The organism is Microbacterium sp. (genome assembly GCF_026393345.1).
Lineage (GTDB): Bacteria > Actinomycetota > Actinomycetes > Actinomycetales > Microbacteriaceae > Microbacterium.
The window spans coordinates 1-14,126 of record NZ_JAPLAI010000038.1; the positions used below are offsets into that span (position 1 = coordinate 1).

Sequence of the window (14,126 nt, forward strand, 5' to 3'; positions counted from 1 at the left end):
ACTTCTCCGACGTCTCCATGCGCAAACTCGTCCACATCCTCCACGACCACACCGAACCCGCTCGTCCCGAGCTGCTCCTGACCGCCTGACCATCACCCATCAAGGAACAACCGCAGTGACACCACAAGACGGGACTTGACCTGCGGACAGTTGCGAGGCTTGGACCGGTCCGTGACCGTTCCTCGATAACGGAACGTGTGGCGGCCGTTCTCGCAATAGAGCACGTGGGGGGTTGGGGGGCGCGAGGTAGGGCGGCGCATGATTGCCTCGTGGTGGTGAATGGCCGCCCGCCGGGCGGCTGACGCGGAGGAGTTTAGGGGTCCCCATGTATTCGCGAGGGGGGTTCCGTGTGCAAACTTCTGATCGAGGTCGAACCCGACCTATAAGCCGACCGTTTCGCCCGCCAGCGTTCCGAAGCGCTTGGGGTGTCTCCGCCGACGCCTAGGCTGAGCCCGTGTTGTACGCGTTCGTCGACGAGTCCTACATCACCGGCAGCGTCCACCTGATCGGGGCACTTGTGTTGGACACCCGCCAGGTCGACCGGCTGCGAATGTCACTGGATGAGGTGATCTGGAAGACCAACCGCTCTCACCCTGAGGTGCCGCTCACAGCTGAACTGCACGGGCAGAATCTCTTCCAGCGGTCCGAGGAATGGAAGTGTCTTCGTCAGAAGACCGATGTTGCATTCGCCGTATACAGACGCGCTCTGCATCACGTCGCCCAGGCACAGGGAGCGTGGTTCGTGGGCGGGGTGCGTCGCATCGACCGGCTGGAAGGGCGCTACGTAGAGCCGTGGCCGCCTCATCAGATCGCGCTGCAGTACACGCTCGAGATGGTCGACGAGTACGCTGACGCCCTCGACCAACAGGTGACCGTGATCGCCGACCAGGTTCAGGACCAAGCGCACCACGAAGCCCGGATGCGACAGTTCCATGCGAACGGCGGCACGCCTGGATGGAAACCCCGAACGCTGAGTCGGATTACGTTCCCTATCGACTGGGTCGACTCCCGCACACACCGATGCCTGCAGGCGTCGGACATGCTCACGTTCCTATACCTGCGAAAGCGGTTCGTTCCCAACAACGAGCGCCTAGCGCACCAAGCGGCGAAGATGAGCGACATCGTCCGGCCGATCCTGCGCGGCGAGCACGTGTGGACCCCCTAACGCACTGAAGGCCCCGCTCTGCGGGGCCCCAGGCAGATGACGTTCCCCTGCGGACCCGTCATGAGGACACGGTAGCACCGCCCGGCGACAGTGGGCCACAACCTTGCCTCTTCTAATGGACACGCGACTCCCGATGCCACTAGGTTCGTCTGCAGACCGCTCGTAGCTCAGTTGGAAGAGCGCCCGCCTGCTAAGTGGGAGGTCGCGGGTTCAAATCCCGCCGAGTGCTTAAAGGGCCCCGTGACAACGAAGTCCGGGGCCCTCAACTTTCCTTCCTACCTGGGGCGCGGTGTGGATCGTTTCGACCCGATGTGGGTGCTTGGGGCGGCGCGGGCAGTGACTTCAGCGGCGCGTTCTATCTCGCGCTGCCGATCGGCGACACTCAGTCGTTGCTCGTACTCGCCGACGTCGCGGACGAGGTCAGACTCGGGCTCTTGCCCCCGAACCTCTGCCATTGCGAGGTCACGCCCGAGGTCCAAGAGCACTTCGACGTGCCGCTCCCAGGACTGACCGGTGTCCGCGCGAACGCGGTTGTCGATGATGCAGTCGAGGACGACAAGTAGCCGGCGGCGCAGGGTGCGGTTGCTCAGCCGGTCTACCCGCTGTCTGAGACCCATCTCGATGCCGGCGAACCAGGCATCCGCATATACCTCGTCGAACGGCATGCCCTCGTCTTCGTCGCGCTGCACGTGCCGACGGATGGTCATGAGCTCGTCCCGGAATGCGTCCGCTACCTCGTCCGCGAGGCGACGCTGGTGCTCGTGCTCTTCGCGCTCTGCGCGTGCTCTTTCACGCGCGTCGGCGCGACGATCAGCGGATCTAGTGGTCAAAGCGGTCACAAGCGCGGTGAGCAGGCTTCCCGCGAGGACGGATGCCGCAGCGATGACCGCGGTCAACAGCTCAATCGGCATGCGCACACGTTAGCGGAGACCAGGGACGTGCGGTGCTGTGCGCCCGAATGATCGGAACCTCAGCACCCCCACGTGGCGGTGTCGCGAGAAGGCTCCGACCGCACCCATAGGGGCATTTCTCGCGCCCGGTTCAACCCCATCTCGCTGACAACGGCGGGCGCCGAGCCGCTCGTGCTCCACGACCTCCGCCACACTGCGGCATCGCTCGCGGTGTCGTCTGGTGCGAATGTGAAGGCCGTGCAGCGGATGCTTGGCCACGCGTCCGCCGCCATGACGCTGGACATCTACGCGGACCTGTTCGACGACGACCGCGAAGCGCTCACGGACCGCCTCGATCAGGCGATTGCAGCGCGGAGTGTTGCCATTCTGTTGCCACGGGTCACATTCTGTTGCCACGGGTCACTAGCGGAGAATGAGAAAGGCCCCGACTCCCGCGTGATTGCGGGGAAGTCGGGGCAGTTCGCTCTGCGGAGACGGAGGGATTTGAACCCTCGGACCCCTTAAAGGGGTCTCCACCTTAGCAGGGTGGTGCACTCGGCCGGACTATGCGACGTCTCCCCATGCACGCCGGGACGCACACGTTCGTCCATCATAACGGGTGACCGGCCGGATGCCGAACGCCCGGCTCAGCCGTTGCCGTTCGAGCAGGTCTCCTGCGCGGCGGTCTGTCCGGTGATGCTGGAGGGCAGCTCGACCGCATCCGTCGGCACATCCGTCGCGGGGGTGGTCGGGTCGGCGGGGACGGCGGGCTCCTCGGTCGGGTCCGCCGTGACGACGCCGCCGTTGGTCGCGACGTCGCCGGTGAGAATCAGCTGCTGGTTGGCGGCCAGCGCATCGAACAGCGCCTTCGCCGCCGACGTGTTCGCGACCACCTTGTTGGCGTTGTCGGGGTCGGTCGCCGTCGGATACTGCACGAACACGATGTCCTCGAACGAGACGCCCTTCATCGTCAGAGCCAGCTGCACGAGCGTCAGCGGATTGGTCAGATTCGAGCTGGGCGTGACGTTGTCGACGACCGTGGTGGCCAGTGAGTACACCGTGCCGACATCGGAGAGGGTGTCTTCGCTGACGATCTTCTTCACCAGCCGCGACATGTACTGCTGCTGGTTCGAGATGCGGCTGAGGTCGGACCCGTCGCCGACACCGTGACGGGTACGCAGAAATTCCAGCGCCTCGACGCCCTGCAGCGTATGCATGCCCGGTTCGAGCACGAGCCCGGTGTACTGCGGGTCGTTGATCCCGTTGGCGACGCACACCTCCACGCCACCGATCGCGTTCGTGATCTCGATTACGCCGCCCCAGGTGATCTTCGCGGCGTAGTCGATGTTCTCGCCGGTCAGGGCCGAGATGGTCTTGGCGACGCACGACAGGCCGCCGTACGAGTACGAGTCGTTGAGCGGCTGCTTGCTCATCGCCGACGAGCTCGAGCCGTTCTCCCGCGTGCAGGAGGGGATCGGCAGCATGAGGTCGCGCGGGAACGAGATCGCCGTCACCCGCCGGGGGTTGTCCGAGACGTGCAGCAGGATGTTGACGTCGTTGAGCTCGCCACCCGCATCCTTGCCCGTGCAGCGCCCGGGAAAGTACTGCTTGTACTCGTCCTCGCAGGCGTCGGTGCCGACCAGCAGCAGATTGAAACCGCCCTCCAGCTCACCGATGTTCGGTGGCGCGGCGGTCTGACCCTCGAGCTCGACGGCGTTACTCGACAGCGTCGAGAACAGGTTCCAGGTGTTGTACCCGACGACCCCCAGCCCCGCGACCAGCACCACCGCCAGCGACACCGCGAGGATCTTGAAGAACTGCGAGACCGGATGCGGCGAACGCAGCTGTCCGTGACGCGCCACCGTCTGGCGGCGCCCGCTTCGGGTCGGGCTCACTCGGGTCCTCTCGGTCGGGTGCGCACGCACACCTGGCCAAAGTGTAGCCAGACAGCGTGTGGAGAGCCTGCGAACTCGCTGCGGTTCGCCTCCCCGCCGCCCCGGGGAAACCACCAGTACTGGTGGTCCAAGCCACCGATCCGGCCCCGCCCGAGCCAGCAGGATGAGGCTCTGAGATCCGAATCGCGCCCGCCGTACCCGGGGTTGGGCGTTCGGAAGGAGGCCGACCATGGCACGATCCGCCCCGACGCGATCGACATCGGGCACCCGCCACCGTCAGCGCGGCACCGAGCGCTCGATGTCGCCGCTGCCGTCGCAGCACCCGCGCCCGACACTGCGGAAACTCGTCTGGTCACGCCTGGCCATCTGGATCACCGTGGCCCTGTGGTCCCTGTACATCCTCACGGCACTGCTCGCCATCGCCCAGGGCGGCGCCTTCGTCGACGTGTGGGACCTGGTGGGGACGATCGGCTACCTCGCCGTCGTGACCGTGCTCGCCTTCTCCGCCCTGATGTACCTCGTCGCCCGGCTCGGCGCCTTCGAACGATTCGCCTCCCATCACCGCACGTCCCGGAGTGAGCTCGACCACTACATGTCCGCCCCACGCGGTGGACTGACGCTCCTCATCCCCTCCTACGCCGAGGAGCCCGAGCTGGTGCGGCAGGCACTGTGGTCGGCCGCGCTGCAGGAGCATCCGGCGTTGGAGGTCGTCCTCCTCATCGACGACACCCCGCATCCGAGCGATGTGGCCGACGCCGAGCGCCTCGACCGCACCCGTCTGCTCGTGGACGAGATCGCCGCCGCACTCGAATCCGAGCGGATGCGGGTCGCGCAGGTGCTCGCCGACCTCGATAGCGGGGCGACCATCGGCATCGCCGAGGTGGCCCGCGAATACGACCACGCCGCGTCCTGGTTGGCGGCGTCGGCGGAGGCCGAGCCCCGCACCGATCACATCGGCGTGTTCTTCGCCGATCAGGTCATCGGAGGGCTGGCCCGCCTGCTGCGCGCCACCGCCGACGCCCTCAACGCCGCGCCCGACGACGAGACCCTGCCCGTCGCCCGGCTCCGCGAGCTGCTGCAGCGGCTGGAGCGGATCTTCTCCGCTCGGATGCAGTCGTGCGAGCGGAAGCGCTACGCGTCGCTCTCCCACGAGCCGAACAAGGCGATGAACCTCAACGCGTACCTCAGCCTCATGGGTGGACGGTACCGGGAGACGAACGGGCGGGAGGGCCTCGAGCTCGTGCCCGTCGCCGAGGATGAGCCGTTCGCCGTGGATGCGCCCGCGGCCCAGTACGTGCTGACGCTGGATGCCGACTCCATGCTGCTGCCGGAATACGCGGTGCGGCTCGTGCACCTGATGGACCAGCCGGAGAACCAGCGGGTCGCCGTGGCGCAGACCCCGTACTCCTCGTTCCGCGGCGCGGTGACCCGGATCGAGCGGTTCGCGAGCGCCACGACCGACGTCCAGCACATCGTCCACCAGGGCCTCACCGCGTTCGACGCCACGTTCTGGGTGGGCGCGAATGCGGTGATCCGGCGCACCGCACTCGACGACATCGTCGTCGTCGAGCGGGTCGACGGCCGCGAGGTACCCCGGTACGTGCAGGACCGGACCGTGATCGAGGACACCGAGTCCAGCATCGACCTGATGGCACACGACTGGTCGCTCGTGAACTACCCGGAGCGACTGAGCTACTCGACGACGCCGCGCGACTTCGGCTCGCTCGTGGTGCAACGCCGCCGCTGGGCGAACGGTGGGCTGCTCATCCTGCCGAAGCTGTTCGGCCTCATCCGGCGACGGCGCCGGGAACGTCGCCCGGTACCGCTGCGGGCGTCACTGCTGCGTGCCAACTACCTGGCGTCCATCGCCTGGTCGAGCTTCGGGATGCTGCTGCTGATGGTCAGTTTCCCGTTCAACGGCCTGCTGGTGAACCCATTGCTGGCGCTCGTCGCGGTGCCCTACTTCATCTCGATGGCCTCCGACCTGCGGTACAGCGGGTATCACCGCCGCGACGTCGTCGGCGTCTACGGCATCAACCTGCTCCTGCTGGCGGTCAACATCGCCGGTGTCGTCGGTTCCCTCGCCCAGGCGGTCACCGGGCAACGGTCGCGCTTCGCCCGGACCCCGAAGGTCGAGAACCGCACCGTCTCGCCCGCGCTCTACGTGATCGCCCCGTACGCCATCGCCGGGTTCTCGCTGTGGGTCGCCGTGATCGCCGTCGTCAACGGGGCGTGGGGCACCCTCGGCTTCAGCCTCCTGAATCTGCTGTGCGCGCTCTGGGCGTCGTTCCGCCTGATCGGCTTCGGCAACACGCTGGGCGACATCTGGGCCGGCTGGCTGAACTGGATCTGGGTCGACGAGCGCCCCCGCGATCCCGCCCCCGCGGCCACCGCCCCGGACTGGCGGGCCATGCTCGACGACGGCCCCGCGGAGGCCCCGCAGCGACCGGCGCGGCGCGGCCGCACCCGCCACGCGACGGCGGAGGTGACGTCGCCATGAGTCCTCTGAGCGGACGAAAGGGCGCACCCCGGCCAGGCAAACGCCTCTCGCTGTGGCGGGTCGCCGTCAGCGTCGCCGCCGCAGCGGTCGTGTGCACGCTGGGGGTCGCCGCCGCATCCACCACCCCGGCGTGGATCGCCTCGCTGACCAGCCCGCAGACCGAGACCCGCTGGTTCGGCGCGTACTACGACGTCACCCTCGAATCCGGCGAGCGTCTGGCCGCGAACAGCCTCGCCGGGGCCGGTGGCACGCCGGTGCTGAGCTTCGTCGTCGCGGCCGCATCCGACGACTGCACCCCCGGCTGGGGCGTCGCCTACGATCTGGATGCGGCGGCCACCGACCTGCAGCTCGATCGCCGCGTCGAACTGCTGCGGCGGAACGGCCAGGAGGTGGCGGTCTCGTTCGGCGGCGCGATCAACACCGAGCTCGCGCTGGCCTGCGCGGACACCCGCACCCTCCGCCAGGCCTACGGCGACGTGCTCGACCGGTATGGCGTGGACATCATGGACATCGACCTGGAGGGCGAGAGCCTGCACGACACCGCCGCCGCCGAGCGCCGCGCGCACGCCGTCGCCCAACTGCAGCGGGAGCGCCGCGACGACGGCGACGAGCTGGAGGTCTGGGTCACCCTGCCCGTGTCCGCCGACACCGGGCTGACCGACGAGGGCACCGCGGCGATCGCGGCGCTGCTCGACGGCGGGGTCGACCTCTCCGGCGTGAACGTCATGACCATGGACTACGGCACCGATCTCGGCGGCAGGTCCATGGGCGAGGCGGCGATCGACGCGCTGACGGCGACCGCGCCACAGGTCGCCGACGTCTACGCGGCGCAAAAGGTGGCGCTGCCGCCCTCCGGGGTGTGGTCGCTTCTCGGCGCGACACCCATGATCGGCCGCAACGACATCGACGGTGAGATCTTCACCCTGGACGACGCGGTGATGCTCAACGAGTTCGCGCAGAAACGGTCACTCGCGCGGCTATCGATGTGGTCGCTCAACCGCGACCGCACCTGCGGCTCCAACTACGCCAACCAGTCGCTGGTGTCGAACGAGTGCAGCGGCATCGAGCAGGCCGGTGAGTTCTTCGCCGACGCCCTCTCCGACGGCTACGAGCCGGCGCAGCGGATCATCCCCTCGCACCCCGCCGTGACCGTGGACGACCCGAAGACGAGCACCTTCCCGGTGTGGGCGTCCGACCTGTACTACTCCGCCGGGGTGACGGTGGTGTGGCACGGCGGCGTCTACGTCTCGAAATGGTGGGTGCAGAACAGCATCCAGCCCGACGACCCGACCCTCGACCAGATGTCCTCCGCGTGGATGTATCTCGGGCCCGTCCTCCCGACCGACAAGCCGTACGCTCTCCCCCTCCTGCCGCCGGGCACGTACCCGGAGTGGTCGGAGACCGAGATCTACGACGTGGGCGACCGGGTGCTCTACGACGGCACCGGCTACGAGGCACGGTGGTGGTCGCAGAGTCAGCGCCCCGACGTCGGACTGTTCAACCGCGACAGTTCCCCCTGGCGCGTCATCACCGAGTGAGGATGCGGCGCGCTGTCCGAAAAGGGGTGGGTCGAACGCAACGGGGTGGGTCGGAAACGAAGTGGTTCTGGCGGAGGGTGTGGGATTCGAACCCACGGGACATCACTGCCCACTGGTTTTCAAGACCAGGTCCATCGGCCGCTCGGACAACCCTCCAGCGCGGATGCCGCAGCATCCGTCACCTCCGCGAGTCTATCGGGAGTGCGACGCCGATCAGAGGGTGCGCAGGACCGCGGCCACGCCGCCGTCGGTGACGGATGCGGTGACCTCACCGGCCGCATCCCGCACCTCCTGCGGGCCCTGACCCATGGCGACCGCGCGACCGCCGTGCGAGCGGGCCCACTCGAACATGCCCACATCGTTGCGGCCATCGCCCATCACGAGCACCCGCGACGGGTCGATGTCGAGCCACTCCTGCACCAGCGCGAGCGCACTGCCCTTGTCGACGCCCTTGGGTGCGATGTCGAGCCACGCCGTCCAGCCGACGGCGTAGGAGACCTGGTTGAGACCGACGCGCTCGACGAGCTCGACGAAGTCCTGCTCGGCATGCTCCGGCGAGACGACGACCACGCGCGTGACCGGCTGCCGGGCGAGCTCCTCGAACGCCACCCGGTCGGCGCGGTCGAGGTTCCAGTCGTCCATGTAGTCGGTGTATTCGCGGCGCCCATCGGGCAGCTCGACGAGGTAGTGCGCCTGCGGCAGGTGCTCACGCAGCAACGTCAGCACGTGGGTGGCATCGAAGGTCTCGGTGTGGAACCGCTCGTACTGCGGCGCACCGTCCGCATCCTCGACGCGCTTCATGATGACGGCGCCGTTGGAGCAGATCGCGTAGTCCGGCGCGATCTCGAGCACCTCGTGAACGCCGCGCGTGGCCTCCCAACTGCGCCCGGTGGCGAGCATCACCCGGTGACCCGCGCGCTCCGCGTCGGTCACGGCCTCCACGATCCCGGGGCTGGCGGACTCGTCCTCCAGCAGCACCGTGCCGTCGATGTCGAGCACGATGAGCATCGGCGAGACGACGCCCCGTGCGGCCTCGCCCCCCGTCGCGATCTCTTCGACGAGGTCCGCCGCGTCCTGCGAGGACTCGACGTCGACGTCGCCGGGGTCCGGCAGCCGAGCGTCGTTCACGCGATCGGCTCCAGGACCTCGAGGCCGCCCAGGTACGGGCGCAGTACCTCGGGCACAGTGACCGACCCGTCGGCGCGCTGGTGGGTTTCCAGGAGCGCCACGATCCAGCGGGTGGTGGCCAGGGTGCCGTTGAGGGTCGCGACGTGCTGCGTCTTGCCGCCGTCGGGACGGTGGCGGATGTCGAGCCGGCGCGCCTGGTACGTGGTGCAGTTCGAGGTGCTGGTGAGCTCCCGGTACGCGTTCTGGGTCGGCACCCACGCCTCGACGTCGTACTTGCGTGCGGCGGAGGAACCGAGGTCGCCGGCGGCGACGTCGATCACCCGGTAGGCGAGGCCCAGGTCCTGCAGCATCCCCTCCTGCAGCGCGACGAGCCGCTCGTGCTCGGCCTCGGCGTCGGCGGGGTCGGCGTAGACGAACATCTCCAGCTTGTTGAACTGGTGCACCCGGATGATGCCACGGGTGTCCTTGCCGTACGAGCCCGCTTCGCTGCGGTAGCAGGTGGACCAGCCGGCGTAGCGTTTGGGGCTGCGCGAGAGGTCGAGGATCTCACCCATGTGGTACCCGGCGAGCGGCACCTCGCTTGTGCCGACCAGGTAAAGGTCCTGGTCCTCCAGGTGATAGACCTCGGCGGAGTGCTTGCCGAGGAACCCGGTGCCGTGCATGACCTCGGGGCGCACCAGCGTCGGCGGGATCATCGGCGTGAACCCGGCCTGGAGCGCCCGGTCGAGACCCAGCGTCATGATGGCGAGCTCGAGGCGCGCGCCGATGCCAGTGAGGAAGTAGAACCGGCTGCCGGAGACCTTGGTTCCGCGTTCCATGTCGATCGCGCCGAGCAGCTCGCCGATCTCGAGGTGGTCGCGCGGGGTGAAGTCGAACGCGGGCACCTCACCGTGCGTGCGGAGGGTGATGAAGTCCTCCTCACCGCCGGCGGGGACCCCGTCGATGACGATGTTCTCGATCGCCCCGAGCGCCTCGGATGCGGCCTCCTCGGCGGCGGCGGCGGCCTGCTGCGCGGCCTTGACCCGCTCGCTGAGATCCTTGGCCTCGGCCACGAGCGCGGCCTTCTCGTCCTTAGGCGCCTGGGCGACCCGCTTGCCGTGGGCGTTCTGCTCCGCCCGGAGCTCTTCGAACGTCGTGATGGCGACGCGGCGCGCGCGGTCGGCGGCCAGTGCCGCGGTCACGGTGTCGGGCGACTCCCCCCGCGCCACCTGCGAGCGCGTGACAAGCTCGGGATTCTCGCGGAGAAGTGTCGGATCGATCATCCGGCAAGTCTACTGAGCCGTGCGGCGGCTATCGTGTGACCATGACGACGGATGCGGCCGATTCCCGCCGCGCCGCCCTCGTCTACAACCCGACCAAGGTCGACGCCGCGCAACTGCGCGGGCAGGTCATCCACCATTCCGCGCAGGCGGGGTGGGCGCCGCCCCTGTTCTTCGAGACCACGGTGGCGGATCTCGGCCAGGGATGCGTGCGCGAAGCGCTCGCACAGGGCGCCGCGGCGGTGCTGGTCGCCGGCGGCGACGGCACCGTCCGTGCGGTCTCCGAGGCACTGACCGGCACCGGGGTGCCGCTCACGATCGTCCCCAGCGGCACGGGCAACCTCCTCGCCCGGAATCTCGGCCTCCCGCTCGACAGCCCCGACCGCGTGATCGCCGCCACCTTCACCGGGGAGCATCGCCCGGTTGACATCGGCATCGCGCAGATCTCCCGCCCCGACGGCACCCAGACCGAGGCCGCGTTCGTGGTCATGGCCGGAATGGGCCTGGATGCGGCGATGATCGCTAACACCCGGCCGAAGCTGAAGAAGGCGGTCGGCTGGGTCGCGTACGTCGACGGCGCGGCCCGCTCCCTGCCGCAGGCGAAACCCTTCCGGCTGATGTACCAGGTCGACGGTGACCGGATGCACACCGCCCGCGTGTACAGCGTCCTGTTCGCCAACTGCGGCGCTCTCCCGGCGGGCATCGCCCTCATCCCGGACGCCTCGATCGTCGACGGGGCGCTCGACGTGGTCCTCATCCGGCCTCGCGGCTGGTGGGGCTGGCTCGCGGTGTGGCGGCGGGTGTGGTGGGACAACTCGGTGCTGCGGCGGTTCAAGGCCGGCCGGCTCGTGCTGGAACGTCGACGCGACCAGTCCGTGCACTATCTGCAGGGCACCGCGGCGGAGGCGGGCGCGAGCCCGGCGCAGGCGGTGCAGCTGGACGGCGACGAGTTCGGCCAGGCCACGAGGCTGAGTTGCCGCGTGGTTGCGGGGGGACTCCTCGTCGCCCTGCCCACCGGTCATCCGGCCAGCAACCTCTGACCGCGCTTTCCCCGCGAGACCATATCCCCCGCGCGAGACCACATCCGATCCGGTGTGGTCTCGGCGAACGGATGTGGTCTCGCGCGTGGGGTCCCTGGCACGGGGCCCGCTCGCCGTCAACCCTGGCGGGTCCGCCGGGGTGCGACGTAGCGTCGAGGCATGAGCACGCTCGTCTGGTTCCGCGACGATCTGCGGCTCGCCGACAACCCCGCGCTCCGGGCGGCGCTGGACCGTGACGAGCCGGTCACCGGCCTCTACGTACTGGACGAAGAATCACCCGGCTTCCGGGCGCTCGGCGGCGCCGCCCGCTGGTGGCTGCACCAGTCGCTCGCCTCCCTCGGCGAGCGCCTGCGCGAGCGTGGCTCGATGCTGCTGCTGCGTCGCGGACCCGCGGCTCGGGTCGTGCCGGAGGCGGTGCAGGATGCGGGGGCCACCGCCGTGGCATGGAACCGCCGCTACGGCGCGGCCGAGCGCGACGTCGACCGCGCGCTGAAGGACCGGCTGCGCGCCGACGGCGTCGAGGTGCGGTCGTTCGCGGCGTCGCTGCTGTTCGAACCGTGGACGGTGAGCACCGGGGCCGGTACCCCGTTCTCCGTATTCACCCCGTTCTGGCGCGCCTGCCTGCACCTGCCGTCCCCGCGCATCCCGTTCCCGGAGCCGGCCGAGATCCCCGGCCCCGTCCGGGCGCCCGCATCCGATGCGCTGGATGACTGGGGCCTGGTCCCCACCCGGCCGGACTGGGCGGAGGGCTTGCGGGAGACCTGGGAGCCCGGGGAACCCGCGGCGCAGGAGCGCCTCCGGCGTTTCCTCGACGAGGACGCGGCCGGGTACGAGACCGCCCGCGACGAGCCGGCCGCCGGCGCGACGTCGATGCTGTCGCCGCGCCTGCGGTGGGGTGAGCTGAGCCCGCATACCGTCTGGCACGCTGCCCTGTCGGCCGATGTCGACGCGGGGCGATTCCTCACCGAGCTCGGCTGGCGAGAATTCGCCTGGCACGTGCTGTTCCACCACCCGGATCTTGCGACGGCGAACCTCCGCCGCGAGTTCGACGCGTTCCCCTGGCCGCCCCCCGATGCGGCGAAGCTCCGCGCCTGGCAGCACGGCCGCACCGGGTACCGGCTCGTCGACGCCGGGATGCGGGAGCTCTGGCACACCGGCCACATGCACAATCGGGTGCGAATGGTCACCGCATCCTTCCTGGTGAAGAACCTGCTGATCGACTGGCGGCGCGGCGAGGAGTGGTTCTGGGACACCCTGGTCGACGCGGATGCGGCCAGCAACCCGTTCAACTGGCAGTGGGTGGCAGGATCCGGAGCCGACGCCGCACCCTACTTCCGCGTCTTCAACCCGCACCTGCAGCAGGAGAAGTTCGACGCGCAGGGGCGGTACAGCACGAAGTGGGCCCCGGATGCGGCGGGCATCCCGCCGATCGTCGACCTCGCCGCCTCCCGGCGGGCAGCCCTCGCGGCGTACGAGCAGGTGAAGCGCGCCCGCTGAGCGGAATACCCGGATCCGCCGACGGTTACATCCAGGGATGAGTACCGTTCCCGCCCTCTCCGTCCTCGACCTCGTTCCGGTGCGCACCGGACAGACCAGCGCCCAGGCGGTGGCGTCGTCGCTGACGCTCGCCGAGCGCGCCGACGAACTCGGCTACCGCCGGTACTGGTTCGCCGAGCACCACAACATGCCCGCGGTCGCCTCGACCACCCCTCCCGTGCTGATCGCCGCCGCGACGTCCCGGACGCACCGCATCCGGGTGGGCTCGGGCGGCGTGATGCTGCCGAACCACGCTCCGCTGATCGTCGCCGAGCAGTTCGCCGCCCTGGAGGCCATCGCCCCCGGCCGCATCGACCTCGGCATCGGGCGCGCGCCCGGCAGCGACCCCGTCATCACGCAGCTCCTGCACCGCGCCGGTGCCACGAGCGATGTGGACCGGTTCCCCGACCACATCCGCGACATCCTTGCGCTCAGCTCCGCGGATGGCGCCACCCTGCAGTTCACCTCCGGCGGCACCTACACGGTGCACGCGACGCCGTCGGCGTCCGAGACGCCCGAGCTGTGGCTGCTCGGCTCGAGCGACTACTCGGCCCAGCTGGCCGCATCCCTGGGTCTGCCGTACGTGTTCGCCAACCACTTCTCCGGCGAGGGCGTCGACCGGGCCCTCGCGCTCTACCGCGAGCAGTACCGGCCGAGCGAGGCGCACCCGACACCGGTGACCTTCCTCACCACGAACGCCGTCGTCGCTCCCACCCGCGAGGAGGCCGAGGCGCGGGCGCTGCCGCAGATCCGCATGATGGCGCGCCTGCGCGGCAACCGTCCCCTCATCCCGCTGGAGACCGTGGAGCAGGCGCGCGACGCCGAGGCGGTGGATGCGCTCGGTGCGCCGTTCGCGGACTGGGCCCGCACGCGCTGGATCGTCGGCACCCCGGACGAAGCGGCCGCGGAGCTTCGCGCCTTCGCCGAACGCCACGGCGTCGACGAGGTCATGCTCTCCCCCGTCGCCGGGTCCTACGACGACGAGCCGATGGATTCCGCGGTGGGCCGCGCGCAGACCCTTGAGCTCATCCACGGCGCGCTGACCGCCGCCTGACCCGTTTCGCTCCGAGGCACCCTCACCCCTGGGCGTGTCCCGCTTCGACCGGCCGACCCCGGGCATGTCCCGTTTCCTACAGAACATGTCCCACTTTCTGCCGGAATGGCTGTCTCATAAC

The 14,126-nt window shown here is 69.3% G+C and carries 10 protein-coding genes, 3 tRNA genes and 1 pseudogene; 8 read left to right on the forward strand and 6 right to left on the reverse strand.

Annotated elements, in window-relative coordinates; genetic code table 11:
- Window positions 1-457: 457 nt before the first annotated feature.
- Window positions 458-1,165 carry a DUF3800 domain-containing protein gene (locus NT132_RS06140; protein ID WP_297786404.1) on the forward strand — a complete coding sequence of 236 codons (708 nt, stop codon included), beginning with the start codon at window positions 458-460 and terminating at the stop codon, window positions 1,163-1,165.
- Between the two features lie 157 nt (window positions 1,166-1,322).
- Window positions 1,323-1,394: transfer RNA gene (locus tag NT132_RS06145), tRNA-Ser, on the forward strand.
- A 46-nt stretch (window positions 1,395-1,440) separates the two neighbouring features.
- On the opposite strand, the gene NT132_RS06150 is transcribed toward NT132_RS06145, so the two are convergent.
- The gene (locus NT132_RS06150; RefSeq protein ID WP_297786407.1) at window positions 1,441-2,076 is read right to left on the reverse strand and encodes a hypothetical protein; all 636 of its coding nucleotides are present in this window, start codon (window positions 2,074-2,076) and stop codon (window positions 1,441-1,443) included.
- Between the two features lie 78 nt (window positions 2,077-2,154).
- Here NT132_RS06150 and NT132_RS06155 point away from each other — a divergent pair.
- Window positions 2,155-2,415 (forward strand): annotated as a pseudogene (locus tag NT132_RS06155) (tyrosine-type recombinase/integrase); the annotation flags it as partial.
- Between the two features lie 129 nt (window positions 2,416-2,544).
- Here the strand turns inward: NT132_RS06155 and NT132_RS06160 are convergent.
- Window positions 2,545-2,634: transfer RNA gene (locus NT132_RS06160), tRNA-Ser, on the reverse strand.
- A 68-nt stretch (window positions 2,635-2,702) separates the two neighbouring features.
- A complete protein-coding gene (locus NT132_RS06165; RefSeq protein WP_297786410.1) occupies window positions 2,703-3,950 on the reverse strand; it encodes an LCP family protein in 1,248 nt (415 codons plus the stop codon).
- A gap of 229 nt (window positions 3,951-4,179) precedes the next feature.
- Here NT132_RS06165 and NT132_RS06170 point away from each other — a divergent pair, with 229 nt between their 5' ends.
- Window positions 4,180-6,450 (forward strand): glycosyltransferase family 2 protein, encoded by a 2,271-nt coding sequence (locus tag NT132_RS06170; RefSeq protein WP_297786413.1) that lies wholly within the window; start codon window positions 4,180-4,182, stop codon window positions 6,448-6,450.
- Complete coding sequence (locus tag NT132_RS06175) at window positions 6,447-7,988, forward strand: carbohydrate-binding protein (RefSeq protein WP_297786416.1); 1,542 nt, start codon at window positions 6,447-6,449, stop codon at window positions 7,986-7,988. The genes NT132_RS06170 and NT132_RS06175 overlap by 4 nt, the downstream gene beginning before the upstream one ends.
- Window positions 7,989-8,056: 68 nt before the next feature.
- Here NT132_RS06175 and NT132_RS06180 read toward each other — a convergent pair.
- From NT132_RS06180 to serS, 3 genes are all read right to left on the reverse strand, one after another.
- Window positions 8,057-8,144: transfer RNA gene (locus tag NT132_RS06180), tRNA-Ser, on the reverse strand.
- A gap of 57 nt (window positions 8,145-8,201) precedes the next feature.
- The gene (locus NT132_RS06185) at window positions 8,202-9,116 is read right to left on the reverse strand and encodes an HAD family hydrolase (RefSeq protein WP_297786419.1); all 915 of its coding nucleotides are present in this window, start codon (window positions 9,114-9,116) and stop codon (window positions 8,202-8,204) included.
- On the reverse strand, window positions 9,113-10,378 hold the full coding sequence (gene serS, locus NT132_RS06190; protein WP_297786423.1) for a serine--tRNA ligase: 1,266 nt from the start codon (window positions 10,376-10,378) through the stop codon (window positions 9,113-9,115). The genes NT132_RS06185 and serS overlap by 4 nt, the downstream gene beginning before the upstream one ends.
- A gap of 41 nt (window positions 10,379-10,419) precedes the next feature.
- On the opposite strand from serS, the gene NT132_RS06195 reads away from it, so the two are divergent.
- The 3 genes from NT132_RS06195 (at window position 10,420) to NT132_RS06205 (ending at window position 14,005) form a co-directional block, all read left to right on the forward strand.
- The gene (locus tag NT132_RS06195) at window positions 10,420-11,415 is read left to right on the forward strand and encodes a diacylglycerol kinase family protein (protein ID WP_297786426.1); all 996 of its coding nucleotides are present in this window, start codon (window positions 10,420-10,422) and stop codon (window positions 11,413-11,415) included.
- Between the two features lie 159 nt (window positions 11,416-11,574).
- Window positions 11,575-12,912, forward strand: a complete 1,338-nt coding sequence (locus NT132_RS06200) for a deoxyribodipyrimidine photo-lyase (RefSeq protein WP_297786429.1) — start codon at window positions 11,575-11,577, stop codon at window positions 12,910-12,912.
- Between the two features lie 37 nt (window positions 12,913-12,949).
- The gene (locus NT132_RS06205) at window positions 12,950-14,005 is read left to right on the forward strand and encodes an LLM class flavin-dependent oxidoreductase (protein ID WP_297786432.1); all 1,056 of its coding nucleotides are present in this window, start codon (window positions 12,950-12,952) and stop codon (window positions 14,003-14,005) included.
- Window positions 14,006-14,126: the final 121 nt, after the last annotated feature.

Excerpts from the sequence above, each read along its gene's own strand:
- NT132_RS06150 (WP_297786407.1), bottom strand. The coding sequence starts at position 2,076 with ATGCCGATTGAGCTGTTGACCGCGGTCATCGCTGCGGCATCCGTCCTC.
- NT132_RS06170 (WP_297786413.1), top strand. The coding sequence starts at position 4,180 with ATGGCACGATCCGCCCCGACGCGATCGACATCGGGCACCCGCCACCGT.
- NT132_RS06175 (WP_297786416.1), top strand. The coding sequence starts at position 6,447 with ATGAGTCCTCTGAGCGGACGAAAGGGCGCACCCCGGCCAGGCAAACGC.
- serS (WP_297786423.1), bottom strand. The coding sequence starts at position 10,378 with ATGATCGATCCGACACTTCTCCGCGAGAATCCCGAGCTTGTCACGCGC.
- NT132_RS06195 (WP_297786426.1), top strand. The coding sequence starts at position 10,420 with ATGACGACGGATGCGGCCGATTCCCGCCGCGCCGCCCTCGTCTACAAC.
- NT132_RS06200 (WP_297786429.1), top strand. The coding sequence starts at position 11,575 with ATGAGCACGCTCGTCTGGTTCCGCGACGATCTGCGGCTCGCCGACAAC.
- NT132_RS06205 (WP_297786432.1), top strand. The coding sequence starts at position 12,950 with ATGAGTACCGTTCCCGCCCTCTCCGTCCTCGACCTCGTTCCGGTGCGC.